This is a genomic window from Flavobacterium sp. UBA7663 (assembly GCF_002483315.1).
Classification (GTDB): Bacteria; Bacteroidota; Bacteroidia; order Flavobacteriales; family Flavobacteriaceae; genus Flavobacterium.
The window spans coordinates 94,743-113,674 of sequence record NZ_DLHR01000016.1; the positions used below are offsets into that span (position 1 = coordinate 94,743).

Genomic DNA, 18,932 nt, shown 5'->3' on the forward strand with positions numbered 1-18,932 from the left:
TAGTTTAACTACTAAGTTAGCATTCCTCCGTCAACATTAATAACTTGACCTGTTACATAGGCACTCATATCAGATGCTAAGAAAACACAAACATTTGCTACATCTTCTGGAGTTCCACCTCTTTTTAATGGAATAGCTTCTCTCCAACCTTTCACTACATCTTCGTTTAATTTTGCAGTCATTTCAGTTTCAATAAAACCTGGAGCGATTGCGTTGCAACGAATATTTCTTGAACCTAATTCTAATGCGATTGATTTTGTAAATCCATTCATACCAGCTTTAGAAGCTGCGTAGTTAGCTTGTCCAGCATTTCCTTTTACTCCTACTACACTACTCATGTTAACGATAGAACCTTTGCGGTTTTTCAACATAATTTTTTGAACCGCTTTTGTCATATTGAAAACCGATTTCAAGTTGATTTCAATTACTTTATCAAAATCTTCTTCCGACATACGCATTAATAAATTATCTTTTGTGATTCCAGCATTATTGATTAAAACATCAATTGTTCCGAATTCAGCAATAACGTCATCCACTAATTTTTGCGCTTCGTTAAAATCGGCTGCATTTGATTTGTATCCTTTTGCTTTAATTCCTAAAGCGTTTAATTCTGTTTCTAAAGCCATTGCCGATTCTACAGACGAACTATACGTAAAAGCAACATTAGCACCTTGTTCTGCAAAAACCTTTGCTATACCGCTACCAATTCCACGGCTTGCACCCGTAATGATGGCAACTTTTCCTTCTAATAATTTCATGGTAAATATTCGTGTTAGTTTGTTTTTAAATAAAGTTCAAATATAGGAATATTTTAAAGTATAAAAAAAGTATGCTTTTAATTAAACCTTTTTTATTAAATGTTGTCTTACAATTGCAAACCAAAAACCAACCATTATGAAAAACCAACTTATTTTAAGTCTATTAGCAATTTGTGGATTGACTTCTTGTAGTAATAATTCGGATGAAAATTATGAAGAAATTACTTCTTACCCTTTTGTTGAAGCTGAGTTTGGTTCATCGGTTGATTTAGAAAACTTAGCCAATTATGCCAATCAATCGATTCCTTCTTACATAATTAAAGACAATTCATTAGGAAATGTAATTACAGACAAAGGTGCTACATTAGGAAGAGTCTTATTTTATGACAAAAATTTATCATCAAACAACACCATTTCATGTGCAAATTGTCACAAACAAGAATTCGCATTTAGCGATACTAATGTGGCTAGTACTGGAGTAAACGGTACAACAGGTAGACATTCTATGCGTTTAATTAATTCGAGATTTGCTACCGAGACCAAATTCTTTTGGAATGAGCGTGCCATGAATTTAGAAACACAAACAACAATGCCCATAAAAGATCATGGAGAAATGGGTTTTAGTGGCGAAAATGGGGATTTATCTTTTGATGATTTAATTACTAAATTAAGTGCAATTGGCTATTACAAAGAACTTTTCAAATTTGTTTATGGAACTGAAGAAATTACAGAAGCTAAAATTCAAAGCGCATTGGCTCAGTTTATTAGAAGCATTCAATCTTTTGATTCAAAATACGATACAGGAAGAGCTTTAGCTACTAATGACGGGCAACCTTTTTCTAATTTTACAGCACAAGAAAATCAAGGTAAAAATTTGTTTTTATCGCCTCCTGTTTTTAATACTAGTGGCGTTCGAACTTCAGGTGGATTAGGTTGCGGGGGTTGTCATAGAGCACCTGAGTTTGATATCGACCCTAATACTTTAAATAACGGAATTATTGGCACAATTGCTGGAACGGGGATTGACACTGGAAATACTCGTGCACCGTCTCTTCGTGATTTAGTTAGAACAGATGGAACTACAAACGGTCCAATGATGCATACAGGAGTAATAACAGATTTACAAACCGCTATCGGACATTATGGAACGATAAATTTAGCTCCTGGAAATAACAACTTAGACACTAGATTAACACCAGGAGGTGTAGGTCAACAATTGAATTTAACGGCAACAGAAGTAAATGCTGTAATCGCATTTTTGCGAACACTTTCAGGAACTGATGTTTATACCAATACAAAATGGTCTAATCCATTTAATTAAAAAAAGCCCCTTTTGGGGCTTTTTATTTATTCTTCTGAAAACGTCTGTGCTTTTGAATACACACGCCATTTTTCGATACATTCCTGTAAATCTTGAGGAATTGGCGTATCAAAACGTAAAAATTCTTTTGTGATAGGATGTTCAAAACCCAAAGTTTTTGCGTGAAGCGCTTGTCTAGGTAATACTTTAAAACAATTATCTACAAACTGTTTGTATTTGGTAAAAGTAGTTCCTTTCAAAATGGAATCGCCACCATAACGCTCATCATTAAAAAGGGTGTGACCAATATGTTTCATATGTACACGTATTTGGTGTGTTCTTCCTGTCTCTAATTGACAAGAAACTAAGGTTACATACCCAAATCGCTCTAAAACTTTATAATGCGTTACTGCTGGTTTTCCTTTTTCATCACTTTCATGAACTGCCATTCGCATTCGGTTGGTATCGTGTCGTCCAATATTTCCTTCAACAGTTCCTTCATCTTCTTCGATATTTCCCCAAACTAAAGCAACATATTCTCTTTCCGAAGTTTTTTCAGCAAACTGTTTTGTCAAATAAGCCATTGCGTGTTCGGTTTTAGCCACGACTAATAAACCTGTTGTGTCTTTATCAATTCGATGCACCAAACCTGGTCTTTCGGAACTATTCATTGGTAAATTCTCAAAATGATACGCTAATGCGTTTACTAAAGTTCCTGAATAATTTCCGTGACCTGGATGCACAACCATTCCTGCTGGTTTATTAATCACCAACAATTGATCGTCTTCATATACAATATCCAACGGAATATTTTCTGGTGTTAGCAATTGCTCATATGTAGGGTGTGCCAATACTAAACGTACGACATCTCCAGCTTTTACTTTGTAATTGGATTTTACCGCAACATCGTTCACTAAAATGGAACCATTTTCTGCAGCTTGTTGTATTTTATTTCGAGTAGTATTTTCAATCATATTCATCAAAAATTTATCCACACGCAAAGCCGATTGTCCTTTACTTGCTTCAAAACGATGATGTTCGTATAACTCGTCTTCGAGTTCGTTTTCAACCTTATATTCCGCCATTTTCTTCTTTAAATTCTTCTGGTTGCACCTCTTCTGCTGGAGGCAATGTATCTGATGGTTCTTCAGAACTAAATGTTTCTTCGCTATAAACTTCTTTTCCATCACCTAAAACAAAATCTAAAGTAGAATTCTTTTTTACTTTATCTCCTGCTCTTAATCGTCTACCATTTTGATAGATTTGTAATACCACATCTTTCGCAATATGAGGTTTATAGGTAACTTTACCTTCTTTCAAGGTGAGTGATTTTATGGTAGCCGAAATTTGTCTGAACGTTTTATCTTTGAATTCAGGAATTGTAATGTCTGTAAATTCCCCAGCATTTAATTTCACATAAACTTTTCGTCCGTCTTTTACCAAACTTCCTGCTTTTGGATCTTGTTCTAAAATAGTAAAAGGAGGAAAATCGGCATTAAATTCTACTGTATCCAATAAAAATACTTCTAAATCCAATTCGTTTAGCTTCTCTTCCGCAATTTCTAATTTCATTTTAGATAAATCAGGTACTTTAATTTCCTGACCATGATTGGTTCTAAAATCTAAAAACTGGATTACTAAAAAAGTAAAACCCACTACAATAGCCAATGCTAAAAAAGCTTGAATAAAAAAAGTTCGACTTGTTAAAAACTTAAATAAACTCATAGAATATGATATTTTGACAAAGATATAAAATTCAAAAAGAAATAACGATGCAATTCTTTTTGATTTCTTCACACTTTTAAAACGAATGAATTGCAAAAATATTTCTTTGGTAAACAAATAAAAGAACGTAAAATCTCAATAAATAATGTAATTTTGTGTATCACTTTTAGAATTTCAAAATGAAAAACGTTGCCATTATCATGGGAGGTTACTCTAGCGAGTACAAAATTTCGTTAACTAGCGGAAATGTAGTGTTTAACAACATTAATCGTGCTAAATTCAATCCTTATCGCATTCATATTTTTAAGGAAAAATGGGTGTATGTGGACGAAAATGATGCCGAATTTCCTATTGATAAAAACGACTTTTCAGTAACAGTAAATGGTTCGAAAATCAATTTTGATGTGGTTTTTAATGCCATTCATGGAACACCTGGCGAAGATGGTTTGATGCAAGCGTATTTCGAATTATTAAATATTCCTCAAACTTCGTGCGATTATTACCAAGCGGCGTTAACTTTCAACAAACGCGATATGTTATCAGTTTTAAAACCTTACGGAATCAAAACTGCGGAGTCGTATTATTTGAATTTAGGCGACGAAATTAACGTAGACATCATTTTAGCGAAAGTGGGTTTACCTTGTTTTGTAAAACCAAATAAATCAGGTTCAAGTTTCGGAATTTCGAAAGTAAAAACTAGAGAAGAATTTCTTCCAGCCATTGAAAACGCTTATAAAGAAGACGACGAAATCATAATTGAAAGTTTCTTGGACGGAACAGAAGTTTCTGTTGGAGTAATTAATTACAAAGGAACGGTTACCGTTTTACCTATTACCGAAATTGTATCGGAAAACGACTTTTTTGATTACGAAGCAAAATATTTAGGAAAATCTAAAGAAATTACGCCTGCAAGAATTTCGGATGAATTGAAAGTAAAAATCGAAACGGTTGCCAAAAGAGCCTACGAAGTATTGAAAATGAAAGGTTTTTCGAGAAGTGAATTCATTATCGTAAACAATGAACCTCATATGTTAGAAATGAATACGATTCCAGGTTTAACTACTGAAAGTATTTTACCACAACAAGCTCGCGAAGCTGGAATTTCGTTACCTGAATTATTTGAAAACGCTATTGAATTGGCTTTAAAGTAATAAATTATGAAAAAAGCAATATTTCCAGGATCATTTGACCCAATTACTAACGGACATTACGATATTATCAAAAGAGGCGTTTCTTTATTCGATGAAGTTATTGTAGCGATTGGAGTTAATGCTGAAAAAAAATACATGTTTTCATTAGAAGACAGAAAGCGTTTTATTGAAGAAGCTTTCAAAGACGAACCAAAAGTTAAAGTAATCACCTACTCAGGTTTGACGATTGATTTGTGCAAAAAAGAAAATGCTGAATTCATCTTACGTGGATTACGAAACCCTGCCGACTTTGAATTTGAAAAAGCTATTGCACATACCAATCGTGTGATGTCGAAAATTGAAACTGTATTCTTGTTGACAGCGGCTCGAACATCTTTTATATCCTCAAGTATTGTGCGTGATGTGTTGCGAAATGGAGGTGATATTACGCAATTGGTTCCTAAATCGGTTTTAGCTAAGAAATAGCTTAATTTTCAAACATAATTAAATTCAAGTTTTTTTTCATAACTTTTTCATTTTCATTTAGTTAAAATATCTTACCTTTATAACATGAGCAATTAAAACTAAAAATTATGAAAAAAAAATTACTTTCAATCTCAGTAGTACTAACATTATTTTTATTATTTCAAAGTTTTAAAAATAATGAAAAAACATCTGGATACTATATTCCAGAAAACTATCATAACAATTTAATGTATAGATCTACGGGGCCTGCTGCAAATGGTCTTGGAGATAGAACTGGTAGTCCAATTTCTAGCGGAACCTGCGCAGCTTGTCATAGTGGCGGTTCGTATTCACCTTCAATAACTTTAAACATAACCGATAATTTAGGTAATCCAATTACGAATTATGTTGCTGGTGTAGAATATAATTTATCTTTTACTGTTACTAATTCAAGTGGTACACCTGGTGGATATGGCATGCAAGCAACTGCTTTATTTGCTAACAACTCAGCAGCAGGTACGTTTTCAACTCCATCATCTAATGCGCAGATTATACCTGTAAGTGGCAGGAGTTATTTTGAGCATAATATGATAAGTACAACTTCTACTTTTACTTCAAAATGGACAGCTCCTTCAGCAGGAAATGGTGCTGTTACTTTTTATTTTGTGGGAAATGCAGTAAATGGAACTGGTGGAACTGGTGGTGACCAACCTACATCTGCAACTACACGTACATTAAATGAAACTTTAAGTGCTAGTGATTTTGCTTTTCAAAACAATATTAAATTAGAGAAAAACCCTATAAAAGATGCGTTAAAAATTAGCTTAACTAAACGTTATCAAAATATCGATTTAGAAATTTTTGATATCTCAGGGAAATCTATTTTCAATAAAAAGTATACTGATGTAAGCCTTATTAATGAAGAAGTAAATTTATCTACTGGTATTTACTTTGTAAAACTCAAAAATGAAGATAATTCAAAAGCTACTCTTAAATTAGTTAAAGAATAGTTTTTAATTTTCAAATACAATTAATTTATCATAAACAAAAACCTTCGAAAATCGGAGGTTTTTTTGTAACCATTCTAATGTTTTAAGTTGGTAAATGAAAACATGAGTGAAATCATCTTTGTAATACCAATTTTCAAAAGGTTTTTGATTTTTATAAACCTCAGTTTTACAATATAATTTCCCTTTCGGAAGTAGTAAACTTTGAAGCAATTCAAATTCTTGATAGGGATGATGAAAATGTTCCATTACTTCGCAACACGAAACATAGTCGTATTTTTCTTTTAAAAGTGATGGTTCATTCGCGAAAAACAAATCGTAATTCTGTACTTGATAGCCTTTATCTCTCAACATTTTAGCAATTACCGGACCCGTTCCTGAACCAAAATCCAACCCTTTAGTTTCTTGAGAAAAATCGTGTAAAACAGCCTCCACAATTGGCGAAACAAACGCTTGATATCGCTCGTCAAAAATATCATTATTGTGCTTTTCGTAGTGTTCTTTCTCTTCTTCTGCGGTTAAAAAAGTATGTTTTGGTCTAAAAATGCCTTCGCAATTTGTGCACTTATAAAACAAATGCTTTGGCTTTTCGCAAAAAAGTGTTGCAGTAGAATTACATAGTGGGCAATTTAGATTCATTTTATCCTGAATTTGCATCAATACATTGTCATTTCGACTCAAGGAGAAATCTCATAATTCAATCTACGTTATGTGATTCCTCCTTGAGTCGGAATGACAAAAAACTAATTCATCTCTTTTTTAATTAAAATAAAGTACTATTTCCTATTATTCTCTTTACGTGACGTAAATTTTGGATGGTTTTCTTCCTCTTCTTCTTCTTTCTTAATCACCTTTCTCGCTACTTCAATTTTATACTTTTTCCCTTTCATTTTCTCCTCTTTGATGTTTTGCAATAAGGATTTTACTTTTGGATATTTCACCGCTACAAACGAAATAAAATCTTTGACTTCGATTAATCCAATGTCGTCTTTTTCTAATTTTCCTTTTTGCGAAAAGAAACCTACAATGTCAATTTTATTCAACTTATTTTTCTTTCCTCCGCTGATGTAAAGCGTTTGAAACAAAGGCGCTTTTGGCAATGATTTCGCATTAGAAACATCTAATCTACGTTTGCCGTAATCAAAATAATCGGCTTTCTTTTCGGTTTCGTGAATTAACACATAAGCGGTTCCTGTGGCTAACATACGTGCGGTTCTTCCGTTTCTATGGGTGAATTCATCTTCTTTTGCGGGTAAATGGTAATGAATTACGTGTTTCATTTCTGGAATATCCAAACCTCTCGCCCCTAAATCGGTCGTAATTAAATACGAAACACTTCCATTTCTAAATTGAATCAAAGCACGTTCACGCTCGTCTTGATCTAATCCGCCGTGATAATACGTGGAAATAATGCCTTTTTGGGTTAACATTTCATGAATGCGCTCCACCGCTTCTCTGTGGTTGCAAAATATCAATGCTGCTTCTGAATTTAAAGAACAAATCAACTGAAACAACGAATCAATTTTATCCTTCGATTTCGAAAATACGATGCGAACATCTAAATTATCATTCTGTTTTTGGTTCGGAATAAAATCAATTACTTTCGGATCAATTACTTTGGTATATTTCGGAATCTCCACACCTGAAGTCGCAGAAACTAAAATACGTTTATTGGCTCTAGTGATTTTTCCAATGATATAAGACATTTCCTCGTGAAAACCCAATTGCAACGATTTGTCAAATTCGTCTAAAACATAGGTTTTAATGTTATCGGTAGCAAAACTTCCTCGGTCTAAATGATCGGCAATTCTTCCTGGTGTTCCAATTAAAAGTGCTGGTGGATTACTCAAATTATTGATTTCAATATCAATCGAATGGCCACCATAACACGTATTGACTTTGTAATGGGTACCCATTTTTTTCCAAACTTGTTCAATTTGCAAACCTAATTCGCGCGAAGGTACTAAAATTAAGCACTGCACACCTTTTACGTCTTCTTCTAATAATTGAAAAATGGGCAATAAAAACGCTAAGGTTTTCCCTGAACCTGTTGGAGAAAGCAATAAAATATTATCTTCATTCAAAATAGCATGTTGCGCTACTTCTTGCATTTTGTTTAAACTTTGAATACCAAGATTCAATAGTACATTGTTGGAATATGGATTTTGACTCATGCGGCAAAGATAGTGATGATTGTTGATTGATGCCTATCGATTTTTAAATTAACCCGTTCAATACAATTAAATAAAGTAAAATTAAAGAGTTTTGAACCACATAGAAACATAGGAAAAAAGAATTGGATAGCCCAAAATTTGGGTAAAAATAGACTATGTAAACTATAAAAAGAGTTAAAATAACTCACCACTTCCAACAATTAAACTATGTTTCTATGTGTTTCAAGTAAAAAACTTTATTTTTGAAAATCAAATACAATTCTGCTATGCGTTTTTTTAATATAAGTTTGCTTTTCTTTTCTATTTCCATGTTTTCACAAAACGATTTATCCACGCCTTTTGAACGTGGCAACGGCAATCAATCTACTACTTATGAAGAATGTATTGCATTTTATGAAAAATTAGACGAAAGTTTTGCTAACATCCAAATGATTCACAAAGGAACCACCGATAGTGGAAAACCATTGCATTTAGTACTATTTTCAAGCGAAGGCAAATTTGATTTTGACGAATATTTTACTAAAAATAAAGCTGTAATTTTAATCAATAATGGCATTCACGCAGGCGAACCTGACGGAATTGACGCTACTATGATGTTGATGCGAGATTTGGCCACAGGAAAAATAAAAACGGCTAAAAACACTTTAATTGCTGCTATTCCGGTGTATAGCGTTGGTGGGATGTTGAATCGAAATTCGCATTCAAGAGCCAATCAAAACGGACCTGAAGAATATGGTTTTAGAGGAAATGCTCGCAATTATGATTTGAATCGTGATTTCATTAAATCGGACACGAAAAATTCAAGAAGTTTTCAAAAGTTGTTTACCGAGTTAAATCCTGATATTTTCTTAGACAATCACGTTTCTAATGGCGCGGATTATCAGTATACGTTTACTTGCATTGCAACCCAACACGAACGTTTGGGAAACAAATTAGGCAATTATTTCATCAACGAATTGTATCCTTCGGTAGTGAAAGACATGAACAAAAAGAAAATCGATGTGGTTCCGTATGTAAATGTGCACAGCACTACTCCTGATAAAGGTTTTGAGCAATTTACCGATACACCAAGATATGCCACAGGTTATTCGACTTTGTTTCACACCTTAGGATTTGTTCCAGAAACTCACATGTTGAAAGTATATAAAGAACGAGTGAAAGTGACTTACGAATTTATGGTCAGCACGATTAATTTCGCTGATACGAATTGGCAGAAAATCAAACAAATGCGAAAAGATGCATTGAACGAATATCAAGCAGGAATGCAATATCCGTTGGATTGGTCAATTGATTCAACCAAAGTATCTTATATTGATTTTAAAGGCTATCAAGGCGGATACAAACCAAGCGATATTTCAGGAAAAGATCGATTGTTTTACGATAAAAGCAAACCGTTTACCAAGAAAATCCCATTTTATGGGAATTATAAACCTACGAAATTCGTAAATATTCCAAAAGCATATATTATTCCGCAATCGCAATGGCAAGTGTTGGATATTTTGAAATTGAACAATATCAATGCACATCGTATTCAAAATGACACGATTATTGAAGTAGAATCGTATAAAATTGAAAGTTATCAAACCTCAAAATCGCCTTACGAAGGTCACTACGCACATTACAATACGAAAGTTTCCAAATCGACTCAAAAAGTGAAATTTTTCATGGGCGATTATGTGTTTTACACGAATCAATCTGGTGTAAAATATTTAGTAGAAACCTTAGAACCAGAAGCAGTGGACAGTTATTTCAATTGGAACTTCTTCGATACTATTTTACAACAAAAAGAGTATTTTTCAAGTTATGTTTTTGAAGATTTGGCGAAAGAATTCTTAGACAAAAATCCAAAAATCAAAGCCGAATTAGAACAAAAGAAACAAAACGACAAAACTTTCGCTGAAAACGGCGCTGCGCAATTGGATTGGGTGTACAGACAATCACCTTATTATGAGAAAGCGCATTTGCAGTATCCGGTTTATAGAGTGAATTAGAAAATGTGTCAATTAGCCCATGTGCAAATTAAGACCAATTTTAGAAAATCAATATCCATGCTACCAAACATAATTTTATTTATAGTTATTGCTTTTACTTTTGTTTATATTATTTATGATTCCAAAAAGGAAATTAAATTAGAAAACAAAGTCAAGAATGATTTTAAACCAACAAGCATCAAAATTATAGAAGATGAAACTTATGATGAAGATAAAACTTGGTTATGGGAAGAAGAATATTTAATGATTGAAATTATTCCAGCAACAAATTATGAGTATTTAATTGACAAAAATATTGATAAGAGTAAGGCATTGTCGAGTTACGCAAAAATTAAAACCGAAACTTTAAAAATTGATATTAATGAAATTACAGAATTTTTAGAAAAGATTGGAATTAATAAATATAAAAAAATATTTTACTCTGGAGCTTGCGCTTATCCTGAAGAAATTAAAAACCAAAACACAATTGCTTTTGGATGTTTAGGCGATACTATTTTCATAGAGCATAAAGACGATATTGTTGAAAACATTTGGTTTGTTTCATACAATAGAACTTCAAAATTAAACACAGAAATTATAAATATTCTTAATAAAATTGGATTGAAATACGATTTACTTCTTGTTGATAATTATCCTGTAACTGAAAAAATTGTTGTCTTGAAAAATATTGATGAGATTGAATCTTATTCTAAATTTTGTAAAGAGATTAAACTATATTAGTTAATTCTTCCTCAAACAACAACTTAATATTCTCGTACGAGTTCTCTAATAAAAACTTAATATCCTTTGGATTCACCCATTCTACACGTTCAATACCTTCATCGGCTTGGCCTTGTGGTGTGCCTTCAAATTTGGTACGCATTTCAAACCATTGCGTAATTTTTAATTTGTAGCGACCATTGCGTTTGAAAATATGGTAGGTTCTTTGTAGTTTTTCGGTGATGGCTAATCCGGTTACGCCAGTTTCCTCTTCTACTTCTCGCATAGCGGTTTCTTCAATGGTTTCGTTTTTTTCCGTGCCGCCTTTTGGTAAATCCCATTTGCCGTTTCTAAAAATAAAAAGCACATCGCCGTCTTTGTTATAAACCAAGCCACCACCCGCTTTTTCCACAGGTAATTTCGCACGAAGTGTTTTCATGATTAACTTTTCATCAGGATGATACAGAAACGCTTTCTGAATTTTATGCTGAAAAATTTTAACAATCAACTTCTTGATATCAACACTTTCTAATAAAAAAAGTTTGAAATCGGTCTCCTTTTGAACTTGATTTGTCAAAAAAAGTGGCTTATCGTTCACAAAAACTTTATACATTTGCAATATGATTTTTAACAACAACACAGCACAACAAACAGCCGAATTGCTTTTACAAATAAACGCAATTAAATTAAATTCTAAAAATCCTTTTACGTGGGCTTCAGGCTGGAAGTCTCCGATTTATTGTGATAACCGCATAATCCTTTCATTTCCAGCGGTTAGAAATTATATTCGCGATGAATTTGCCAAACATATTGAAGAAAAATTTGGTAAACCCGATGTAATTGCAGGCGTTGCAACTGGTGCTATCGGAATTGGTATACTTGTTGCAGAAGCAATGGGACTGCCTTTTGTATACGTTAGACCTGAACCAAAAAAACACGGAAGACAAAACCAAGTAGAAGGCTTCTTGCAAAAAGGACAAAACGTGGTTGTCGTAGAAGATTTAATTTCAACAGGCGGAAGTAGTTTATTAGCAGTTGAAGCTTTACGTAACGAAGGTGCTAACATCAAAGGAATGGCAGCGATTTTTACGTATGGTTTTCCAGTATCAAAAGAACGTTTTGAAGCAGCGAATTTGGATGTTTTCACACTAAGTAATTACGAAAACTTGTTACAAAAAGCGGTTGACAAACAATATGTTTCAGAAAACGAATTAGAAACATTAAGTGCTTGGAACGCAAATCCAGCGGAGTGGAACGTAGAAGTTTAAACAAAAAAGATCAACAATAAATAAAAAAAATATGAACTTAGAAAGTCCAAAAGTAAACGTAGCAAAATCGGCGGAGTATTTATTCAACGCTTTGAACGATGTAAAGAATTTTGAAAAATTAATGCCTGAAAATATCGCGAAATTTGAAGTGATCGACGAAAATTGCTTTGAATTTGGTTTAAAAGGAATGCCAGAAATTAAATTGGTAAAAAAAGGAGGAACTCCAAATTCGCAAATCGTTTTAGGAGCAGCTTCAAGTAAATTGCCGTTTACCTTAACTGGAAACTTAAACGCAATCGATGCGGATAACACAGAAGTTCAATTAGATTTTGAAGGTGATTTCAACCCAATGATGGCAATGATGATCAAAGGGCCTATCACAAAATTTATTGAGACATTGGCTCAAAATATGGGGAAATTGTAGTTTTCTGAATAACTTATTGAACACGAATTGCATGATTTAATTGATGTAATTCGTGTTTTTTTTTGTTTTAAATCGAAATTCCACTAGCGTCATTTCGAGTGTTTTGTGTTTGTAAAGCAAAAGATTTACAAACACAAAATGTATCGAGAACTAAAGAAGGAAAATCGTTGCTATAGTTCTCGATACAATTTTTAAAAGCAAAAATTAGCATTTTTACTTTTAAAAATCACTCGAAGTGACGGTAGTAGTTATGCTGTTTTCAAAGCTTCAACCAACAAATCAATATCTTCTTTCGTATTAAAATGACTGAATGAAATTCGTAAACTTGGCTTTTTTGTCTCTTCTGGAGATAAAAACTCGGCTAAAACGTGCGATGGTTTGATACTTCCGCTTTGACAAGCGCTTCCGCGTGAAACGGCAATACCTTTCATATCTAACGTAAATAACAACATAGAAGTCTTTTCTTCTGATAAAGGTAACTGGACGTTCAAAAGGTTATAAAATGTGTTTTCTCCGTTGATTTTGACATCTGGAAATACTTTTTTCAATTCTGAAAAGCAGTAGTTTTTTAAATCGGAAATGTAATTGGTGTCGTTTTCTAAATTAGTATAAGCTAATTCTAACGCTTTTGCCATTCCTACGACTTGATGTACGGCTTCGGTTCCGGCACGCATGCCTTTTTCTTGTTCGCCACCAAAAATCATCGGTTGTAGCATGGAATTCTTTTTCAAATACGCAAACCCAATTCCTTTTGGACCATGAAATTTATGTGCAGAAGCTACTAAAAAGTCAATTCCTAACTCTTGCACATCTAAATTTGTTTTTCCGATAGATTGGACCGTATCGCAATGAAAAAGTGCTTTTGCATACTTGCATAAGTCCGAAACTCGTTTGATGTCTAAAATCGTTCCTATTTCGTTATTAACGTGTATTAATGATACTAATGATGGAACATCTGAATGTAATTTAGCCGCTAAATCTTGATAATCGATGTTTCCATTTGGTAAAACGTCAATATACTCGACTTGAACTCCGAATTCCTTTGCTAAATGTTCGACTGTGTGCAACGTAGCATGATGCTCGATTTTAGTCGTGATAATGCGTTTTATTCCCAAATCTTTAACTGCACTTGTGAGAATCCAATTGCTAGCTTCGGTGGCACTTGATGTGAAAATAATCTCAGAAGCTTGTGCATTTAGTAATTTAGCAATCGATTTTCGTGAAGATTCTAACAAAGTCTTGGCACTTCTCCCAAAACTGTGCGTTGAAGAAGGATTTCCAAAATCGTTTTGAAGCACATCTATCATCACTGAAATTACTTCTGGATGAATAGCCGTGGTTGCTGCGTTGTCTAAATACACTTTTCTCATGTCGCAAAGATACAAATCATTTTATTTTGGAAGTCTTAAATTCAATTCACGTTTAAATTAACAAAATTTAGCAAATTAATAAATTAAAACCTTTATTTTTGTTGCATAAATTCGATTAATTCATGAAAAAACTTATAGTTTTAGTAGCCTCAGTTTTTATGCTACAAGCCTGTGATGATGGCGATATTACGTTAGAATCTTTCAATTTTGATACGGTAAACATTCAAGAATGCACAGATAATAATTTGATTTTTAAAATTAATGGAGACGAAATGTTATTAATCAATATTCCTGAAGCAAGTTTTCAAAATGTAGAAACTCCAGATGGAAGTCCAAGAATCGTTAACGTGAGTTCAACCAATCAAATTATTTACAGAATTTATTCAGGAACTGTTACTTCAAATAATATTTGTGCTACTATTCCACCTGCAACTCCTGTCGTTCAAGACGAATGGAATGCTACTGGTGGAACAATTGAAATTATCACAGATGCACTTTACGATGTAGACGGCATAACCGTTATTGGATATACACATAATATCAAATTTGTAAATGTAAACTTTTCAGGAAGTTCGAATTCGTTTAGTTTTACGGAATATAATTTTGGAAATCACGAAACCGATTTATAGAAAAATATATTATAAAAGTAAAAGGGCTATTCAAAATTGAGTAGTCCTTTTTTTATTTCTTGAAGTGAAATTCAAGTGAAATTTTAGTCCAAAATCTTATTTCACATTTTGCTTAATATAAACTTCAGTAGCTCCCAAACCATATTTTTGATAGTTCGCATCTTGGAACGAAATGGTGTCATAGCGACCCAACATAAAGTCTAATTCGGCTTTCAAAACACCTTCACCAACACCGTGAATAAAGACCACTTTTGGCATTCGATTTTTGATTGCAAAATCGAGTTGTCTTTTTGCTGTTTCCATTTGCAAAGTCAGAATATCATAGTTGCTCATTCCTCGTTTTGAAGGCACTAATTTTTCGATATGCAAATCAACTTCTAAGACAAATTCATCCTTGCGCGACTTCTTTTCTTTGACAAAACTGCGCTTTTTCGGCTCTTCTTTGTCCTTTAAAACCGAACCTAAACTTTGAGTAGAGAAAAAACCACTTAAATCATTGGAATTGTTTATTTTAACTAATTCGTTGACAAAAAATGTCATCACGAATTCGTCAGTTGTTTCCACTGAAATTTCATTATTTTGAACCTTAATTACTACTCCGGAGATGTCGTCGTCTAAAACCGCAACCTTATCTCCTATTTCAAATTTCTGTGCCATTTTCTTCTTCGTTTTCTCCATCATTTTTAGATGGAATTTTCTTCATCAATCTAAATAATCCAAACATAAAAACAGCCATTGCCCCTATCATAATAAATCGATTTGGAGCTGGTTTTGATTGTTCAATCATGGCAAAAATTCCGACTGCAGCAAACATCAAAATGTATAAAAATTGCTTCATATTTTTTCTTTTAATAAAGTTTTCAAAAGTAGTGTTTTTAAAATTAGTATTTGTTTTTGAACTTTTTTTTGTAAACTTGTAAAACAAATTTTCAACTTTCAAAAAGTATTATGGAAGAACATATGTTGCCTTGTATGAACAAACAACTTTTTGGAGTTGAGTGCCCAGGTTGTGGCACACAAAGAGCCATTGCTTTTTTGTTAGAAGGAGAATTTTATGAAGCCTTTAAAATCTTTCCTGCTATTTACACTTTAGGTTTGTTTTTTATTCTTTTAGGCTTACACCTATTGGATAAGAAAAGAAATTATGCTAAATTAGTTATCGCTAGCGCTATTTTAAATGGTGCTGTAATTCTAATAGCTTATTTTATCAAAATCTATTTTAATACTGTAACCAATTAAACTTTATCAATATGGAAAACCAAAAATTACCTAATGCCACCGCAGTACTTATTCTGGGGATTTTTTCAATCTTAACTTGTTGTTGTTATGGAATTATTAGTATTATCCTTGGAGCTATTGGATTAGTTTTAGCTAATAAAGATGCTAAACTATATGCAGAGAATCCAAGTTTATATACCAATTACAACAATCTTAAAATTGGTAAAATATTAAACATAATAGGTATTGTTTTAGGTGCTATTTATCTAATTTATGTAATATTTTTATTCTCTACTTTAGGAATGGAAGGTATTGAACAAATGCAACAAGAAATGATGAGAAGATACGGAGGTCAATAAAAACAATATTCTTTACATTCCTAAAAAGAACGCTATCAATAAGTTAGCGTTCTTTTTTTATTTAATAACAACTCATTAACAAATCGTTCACAACACTTTTTTTGAGTTTGGCACAGCAATTGGAAATACCTAATCAAGCAACAAGTTTTAGAAACGAGTTTTAAAATGAAGTTGCCAAACTTTTAAATTGTTGTATCATGAAAAAAATTACACTTTTAGTAGTAGCCAGTATCCTTCTGGTAGGGAACATGGCTTTAGCGTCAGAAAACCCTGTTTTTTCTGACAACACAGATAGAAGAGGTTATTACATCGATTATAGAGATGCAGAACCTATCATTTTTAAAGAACGCGGAATTGAGTTTATGTTGTTTCCAAATGGAGAATTTGACTTCAACACAAGACCAGCGGTTAGACCAAGAGTCAACGGAACAAGTGGTGCTCCAAGAGGAATCTACTACGGAACTTCAGAAAGAGGTATACGAGTTGAACACGATAACTTTGGTAGAGTAAGACGCGTAGGAAATGTTTACATCAACTACGACGCTTTTGGAAGAGTAAAACGTATTGGAACTATTTATATGAGTTATAACAGTTTTGCTGTAACTAAAGTAGGTAACATGCGAATAGTTTACGACAGAAGAGGACGAATTGTAGATGTATATGGTTTTATCAACCACGCTAACGGCGGATATAACTACAACCCTGGAACTCATTACTCAGGTGGAAATGGTGTTTATGGAGATGATTATGGAGACGACTATAATGACGACGACTATTACTACTATAGAAAAGACGGTTCTAAAGCAAAAATGTCTGATGATGACGTAAAAGAAATCAAAAAAGAAACTTTAGAAGTTAAAAGAAAATAAAAATTGGTTGGTTAAGTTTGTTTTTAAATCCTGCGGATTCTGGAAAGATAAAGCAGGATTTTTTATTTCAAAAATTTCTTAAAAACAGAATTAATCACAAAATTAATATCTGAAGAAATCTTTAAATAATAACTTAATCCCACATAAAACAAGGTAACTAAAATAGATTTCAGAACAATGTTTACAAAAGGATGAAAACTAAAATCCCAATAATAAAACACTCCAAAACTTACTATTGTTAAAGTCAAAGCTACAATAGTTTTTTTTGTAAACGGAAATAACTTCATTTTAAGCACTACAAACAGTAACTTTGCTAAACTATATAACGTAATTGAAATTAACGTTGCAATGGCAGCTCCATTCAAGCCATAAAGCGGAATGAATATCATATTTAAAGAAACCGTCAGAAAAACAAGAAATAATCCTAAAAATAAGACCGCTTGATAATATTTTGAGTTAAAAATAATAGCATTATTGTTTCCTAAAACCAAATCAAAATATTTAGAAATCCCTATGAAGAAAACTACAGCAATTCCCTCGCTATAACCTGTTGGTAAAACACTATACAATTCATTTATGTTGACCAAAATACCAATTAAAATCAAACCACCAATAACTTGTAGCGTAATCGAAGACTTTTTGTACAATTCATTTAATTCCTCATGCTTGTTTTCGCTCATTAACTTAGCTGTAATGGGATACGTAATTTGATGCATCGCACGACTTGGTACAGCAATAACCGTCGCAATAAAAATAGCAACCGAATAAAAAGCAATATTATCGATGTTGATGTAAAAATTCAGCATGAATTTATCAACATCTAATAGCATATTTGCTACACTTCCTGATAAAATAATAAAGAAACAATAGATTAAAACGGCTTTTGCATTATCAGGAAAAACCAAATTAAATCGGGGTATTTTGACTTTCATCGCATATAAAAACATAGCTAAAAGCGATAAAAAGTAAATCCCCATCAGGGCAAAAACGAATTGTTGTGGCGAAATCACATCAAAATAAACTGCGAATAAGAAAATCGAAATTAGAATACGAAGCAAAACCTCTTTCACAAAACTACCGTAAACCGATTGCAAATGTACTTTTACCCAAGCATAAAAAATCTCAAAATACCCCATACAAAGTCCGATTACAGGAATTTGCCATACATAATCGTATACAATTGGGTTTTTTTGCGATAATAATTCCGCTATTTGATGATAACCGAAATAACCTATCAAACTTACAGGAAGAATTATAAGCAATGGCAAAACCAAAACAAACGTTAGAAATTGTGATTTTTTCTCTTCGGTTTCGTATTCATTGTAGAATTTCACTAGCGTATTATGCACTCCAAATGCCATCAAAGGCATCATAATATTGGCTGCTGACAAAATAAATCCGACCAAACCATAAAAGGTGTCGCCCAAGAATTGTCCGTACATAAACAACGTATTAACAGCACCAATTCCAAAACCAATATAGGTAATGATGGTGTTTTTAATTGATTGTTTGATGACAATTCCCATTTGATTTAAGATTGAAGATT

At 32.8% G+C, this 18,932-nt stretch carries 22 protein-coding genes; 12 read left to right on the forward strand and 10 right to left on the reverse strand.

Annotated features, from left to right (window positions below):
• Window positions 1-11 precede the first annotated feature (11 nt).
• The gene (fabG, locus tag B2741_RS06790; RefSeq protein WP_291136702.1) at window positions 12-758 is read right to left on the reverse strand and encodes a 3-oxoacyl-[acyl-carrier-protein] reductase; all 747 of its coding nucleotides are present in this window, start codon (window positions 756-758) and stop codon (window positions 12-14) included.
• A gap of 136 nt (window positions 759-894) precedes the next feature.
• On the opposite strand from fabG, the gene B2741_RS06795 reads away from it, so the two are divergent.
• The gene (locus B2741_RS06795) at window positions 895-2,079 is read left to right on the forward strand and encodes a cytochrome-c peroxidase (protein ID WP_291136705.1); all 1,185 of its coding nucleotides are present in this window, start codon (window positions 895-897) and stop codon (window positions 2,077-2,079) included.
• 26 nt (window positions 2,080-2,105) lie between these two features.
• On the opposite strand, the gene B2741_RS06800 is transcribed toward B2741_RS06795, so the two are convergent.
• Window positions 2,106-3,143, reverse strand: coding sequence for an RluA family pseudouridine synthase (locus B2741_RS06800; protein ID WP_291136708.1), 1,038 nt, complete (start codon window positions 3,141-3,143; stop codon window positions 2,106-2,108).
• Window positions 3,130-3,783, reverse strand: coding sequence for a PASTA domain-containing protein (locus B2741_RS06805; RefSeq protein ID WP_291136711.1), 654 nt, complete (start codon window positions 3,781-3,783; stop codon window positions 3,130-3,132). Before B2741_RS06805 ends, B2741_RS06800 begins: the two co-directional genes overlap by 14 nt.
• Window positions 3,784-3,962: 179 nt before the next feature.
• Between B2741_RS06805 and B2741_RS06810 the strand changes: the two genes are divergently transcribed.
• The 3 genes from B2741_RS06810 to B2741_RS06820 all read left to right on the forward strand — a co-directional run bounded on the left by B2741_RS06810 (window position 3,963) and on the right by B2741_RS06820 (window position 6,388).
• Window positions 3,963-4,934, forward strand: a complete 972-nt coding sequence (locus tag B2741_RS06810) for a D-alanine--D-alanine ligase (RefSeq protein ID WP_291136713.1) — start codon at window positions 3,963-3,965, stop codon at window positions 4,932-4,934.
• A gap of 6 nt (window positions 4,935-4,940) precedes the next feature.
• Window positions 4,941-5,399, forward strand: a complete 459-nt coding sequence (gene coaD, locus B2741_RS06815) for a pantetheine-phosphate adenylyltransferase (protein WP_291136716.1) — start codon at window positions 4,941-4,943, stop codon at window positions 5,397-5,399.
• A 107-nt stretch (window positions 5,400-5,506) separates the two neighbouring features.
• Complete coding sequence (locus B2741_RS06820) at window positions 5,507-6,388, forward strand: choice-of-anchor V domain-containing protein (RefSeq protein ID WP_291136718.1); 882 nt, start codon at window positions 5,507-5,509, stop codon at window positions 6,386-6,388.
• A gap of 3 nt (window positions 6,389-6,391) precedes the next feature.
• Here the strand turns inward: B2741_RS06820 and B2741_RS06825 are convergent, their stop codons facing one another.
• Window positions 6,392-7,024 carry a class I SAM-dependent methyltransferase gene (locus B2741_RS06825; protein WP_291136720.1) on the reverse strand — a complete coding sequence of 211 codons (633 nt, stop codon included), beginning with the start codon at window positions 7,022-7,024 and terminating at the stop codon, window positions 6,392-6,394.
• Between the two features lie 137 nt (window positions 7,025-7,161).
• On the reverse strand, window positions 7,162-8,559 hold the full coding sequence (locus B2741_RS06830; protein ID WP_291136722.1) for a DEAD/DEAH box helicase: 1,398 nt from the start codon (window positions 8,557-8,559) through the stop codon (window positions 7,162-7,164).
• Window positions 8,560-8,825: 266 nt separating this feature from the next.
• Here B2741_RS06830 and B2741_RS06835 point away from each other — a divergent pair, with 266 nt between their 5' ends.
• Both B2741_RS06835 and B2741_RS06840 read left to right on the forward strand, forming a co-directional pair.
• A complete protein-coding gene (locus B2741_RS06835) occupies window positions 8,826-10,550 on the forward strand; it encodes a M14 family zinc carboxypeptidase (protein ID WP_291136899.1) in 1,725 nt (574 codons plus the stop codon).
• Between the two features lie 57 nt (window positions 10,551-10,607).
• Window positions 10,608-11,270, forward strand: coding sequence for a hypothetical protein (locus B2741_RS06840; protein ID WP_291136724.1), 663 nt, complete (start codon window positions 10,608-10,610; stop codon window positions 11,268-11,270).
• Here B2741_RS06840 and B2741_RS06845 read toward each other — a convergent pair.
• Window positions 11,257-11,862, reverse strand: a complete 606-nt coding sequence (locus tag B2741_RS06845; protein ID WP_291136726.1) for an NUDIX hydrolase — start codon at window positions 11,860-11,862, stop codon at window positions 11,257-11,259. The two genes, B2741_RS06840 and B2741_RS06845, sit on opposite strands and share 14 nt — an antisense overlap.
• Before the next feature lie 7 nt (window positions 11,863-11,869).
• Between B2741_RS06845 and pyrE the strand changes: the two genes are divergently transcribed.
• Both pyrE and B2741_RS06855 read left to right on the forward strand, forming a co-directional pair.
• Window positions 11,870-12,517: an orotate phosphoribosyltransferase gene (pyrE, locus tag B2741_RS06850; RefSeq protein ID WP_133606230.1), complete on the forward strand. Its 648-nt coding sequence runs from the start codon at window positions 11,870-11,872 to the stop codon at window positions 12,515-12,517.
• A 31-nt stretch (window positions 12,518-12,548) separates the two neighbouring features.
• On the forward strand, window positions 12,549-12,941 hold the full coding sequence (locus B2741_RS06855) for an SRPBCC family protein (RefSeq protein WP_291136728.1): 393 nt from the start codon (window positions 12,549-12,551) through the stop codon (window positions 12,939-12,941).
• Between the two features lie 248 nt (window positions 12,942-13,189).
• Here B2741_RS06855 and B2741_RS06860 read toward each other — a convergent pair whose 3' ends face one another.
• Window positions 13,190-14,311: a cysteine desulfurase family protein gene (locus tag B2741_RS06860; protein ID WP_291136730.1), complete on the reverse strand. Its 1,122-nt coding sequence runs from the start codon at window positions 14,309-14,311 to the stop codon at window positions 13,190-13,192.
• Between the two features lie 122 nt (window positions 14,312-14,433).
• Between B2741_RS06860 and B2741_RS06865 the strand changes: the two genes are divergently transcribed.
• A complete protein-coding gene (locus tag B2741_RS06865) occupies window positions 14,434-14,940 on the forward strand; it encodes a hypothetical protein (protein WP_291136733.1) in 507 nt (168 codons plus the stop codon).
• A 96-nt stretch (window positions 14,941-15,036) separates the two neighbouring features.
• On the opposite strand, the gene B2741_RS06870 is transcribed toward B2741_RS06865, so the two are convergent.
• Window positions 15,037-15,597 carry a Smr/MutS family protein gene (locus B2741_RS06870; RefSeq protein ID WP_291136736.1) on the reverse strand — a complete coding sequence of 187 codons (561 nt, stop codon included), beginning with the start codon at window positions 15,595-15,597 and terminating at the stop codon, window positions 15,037-15,039.
• Entirely contained in the window at window positions 15,581-15,778 is a 198-nt protein-coding gene (locus B2741_RS06875) for a hypothetical protein (protein ID WP_153199548.1), read from the reverse strand. Before B2741_RS06875 ends, B2741_RS06870 begins: the two co-directional genes overlap by 17 nt.
• A 110-nt stretch (window positions 15,779-15,888) precedes the next feature.
• Between B2741_RS06875 and B2741_RS06880 the strand changes: the two genes are divergently transcribed.
• The 3 genes from B2741_RS06880 to B2741_RS06890 all read left to right on the forward strand — a co-directional run bounded on the left by B2741_RS06880 (window position 15,889) and on the right by B2741_RS06890 (window position 17,386).
• Entirely contained in the window at window positions 15,889-16,179 is a 291-nt protein-coding gene (locus tag B2741_RS06880) for a DUF2752 domain-containing protein (RefSeq protein ID WP_291136740.1), read from the forward strand.
• A gap of 11 nt (window positions 16,180-16,190) precedes the next feature.
• The gene (locus B2741_RS06885; RefSeq protein ID WP_291136743.1) at window positions 16,191-16,517 is read left to right on the forward strand and encodes a CCC motif membrane protein; all 327 of its coding nucleotides are present in this window, start codon (window positions 16,191-16,193) and stop codon (window positions 16,515-16,517) included.
• 197 nt (window positions 16,518-16,714) lie between these two features.
• Window positions 16,715-17,386 carry a hypothetical protein gene (locus tag B2741_RS06890; protein ID WP_291136746.1) on the forward strand — a complete coding sequence of 224 codons (672 nt, stop codon included), beginning with the start codon at window positions 16,715-16,717 and terminating at the stop codon, window positions 17,384-17,386.
• Between the two features lie 62 nt (window positions 17,387-17,448).
• Here B2741_RS06890 and B2741_RS06895 read toward each other — a convergent pair whose 3' ends face one another.
• Window positions 17,449-18,912, reverse strand: a complete 1,464-nt coding sequence (locus B2741_RS06895; RefSeq protein WP_291136749.1) for a lipopolysaccharide biosynthesis protein — start codon at window positions 18,910-18,912, stop codon at window positions 17,449-17,451.
• Window positions 18,913-18,932 lie beyond the last annotated feature (20 nt).

Excerpts from the sequence above, each read along its gene's own strand:
- coaD (WP_291136716.1), top strand. The coding sequence starts at position 4,941 with ATGAAAAAAGCAATATTTCCAGGATCATTTGACCCAATTACTAACGGA.
- B2741_RS06870 (WP_291136736.1), bottom strand. The coding sequence starts at position 15,597 with ATGGCACAGAAATTTGAAATAGGAGATAAGGTTGCGGTTTTAGACGAC.
- pyrE (WP_133606230.1), top strand. The coding sequence starts at position 11,870 with ATGATTTTTAACAACAACACAGCACAACAAACAGCCGAATTGCTTTTA.
- B2741_RS06800 (WP_291136708.1), bottom strand. The coding sequence starts at position 3,143 with ATGGCGGAATATAAGGTTGAAAACGAACTCGAAGACGAGTTATACGAA.
- B2741_RS06875 (WP_153199548.1), bottom strand. The coding sequence starts at position 15,778 with ATGAAGCAATTTTTATACATTTTGATGTTTGCTGCAGTCGGAATTTTT.
- B2741_RS06855 (WP_291136728.1), top strand. The coding sequence starts at position 12,549 with ATGAACTTAGAAAGTCCAAAAGTAAACGTAGCAAAATCGGCGGAGTAT.
- B2741_RS06835 (WP_291136899.1), top strand. The coding sequence starts at position 8,826 with ATGCGTTTTTTTAATATAAGTTTGCTTTTCTTTTCTATTTCCATGTTT.
- B2741_RS06825 (WP_291136720.1), bottom strand. The coding sequence starts at position 7,024 with ATGAATCTAAATTGCCCACTATGTAATTCTACTGCAACACTTTTTTGC.
- B2741_RS06810 (WP_291136713.1), top strand. The coding sequence starts at position 3,963 with ATGAAAAACGTTGCCATTATCATGGGAGGTTACTCTAGCGAGTACAAA.
- B2741_RS06830 (WP_291136722.1), bottom strand. The coding sequence starts at position 8,559 with ATGAGTCAAAATCCATATTCCAACAATGTACTATTGAATCTTGGTATT.
- B2741_RS06805 (WP_291136711.1), bottom strand. The coding sequence starts at position 3,783 with ATGAGTTTATTTAAGTTTTTAACAAGTCGAACTTTTTTTATTCAAGCT.
- B2741_RS06860 (WP_291136730.1), bottom strand. The coding sequence starts at position 14,311 with ATGAGAAAAGTGTATTTAGACAACGCAGCAACCACGGCTATTCATCCA.
- B2741_RS06840 (WP_291136724.1), top strand. The coding sequence starts at position 10,608 with ATGCTACCAAACATAATTTTATTTATAGTTATTGCTTTTACTTTTGTT.
- fabG (WP_291136702.1), bottom strand. The coding sequence starts at position 758 with ATGAAATTATTAGAAGGAAAAGTTGCCATCATTACGGGTGCAAGCCGT.
- B2741_RS06890 (WP_291136746.1), top strand. The coding sequence starts at position 16,715 with ATGAAAAAAATTACACTTTTAGTAGTAGCCAGTATCCTTCTGGTAGGG.
- B2741_RS06880 (WP_291136740.1), top strand. The coding sequence starts at position 15,889 with ATGGAAGAACATATGTTGCCTTGTATGAACAAACAACTTTTTGGAGTT.
- B2741_RS06895 (WP_291136749.1), bottom strand. The coding sequence starts at position 18,912 with ATGGGAATTGTCATCAAACAATCAATTAAAAACACCATCATTACCTAT.
- B2741_RS06820 (WP_291136718.1), top strand. The coding sequence starts at position 5,507 with ATGAAAAAAAAATTACTTTCAATCTCAGTAGTACTAACATTATTTTTA.
- B2741_RS06865 (WP_291136733.1), top strand. The coding sequence starts at position 14,434 with ATGAAAAAACTTATAGTTTTAGTAGCCTCAGTTTTTATGCTACAAGCC.
- B2741_RS06885 (WP_291136743.1), top strand. The coding sequence starts at position 16,191 with ATGGAAAACCAAAAATTACCTAATGCCACCGCAGTACTTATTCTGGGG.
- B2741_RS06795 (WP_291136705.1), top strand. The coding sequence starts at position 895 with ATGAAAAACCAACTTATTTTAAGTCTATTAGCAATTTGTGGATTGACT.
- B2741_RS06845 (WP_291136726.1), bottom strand. The coding sequence starts at position 11,862 with ATGTATAAAGTTTTTGTGAACGATAAGCCACTTTTTTTGACAAATCAA.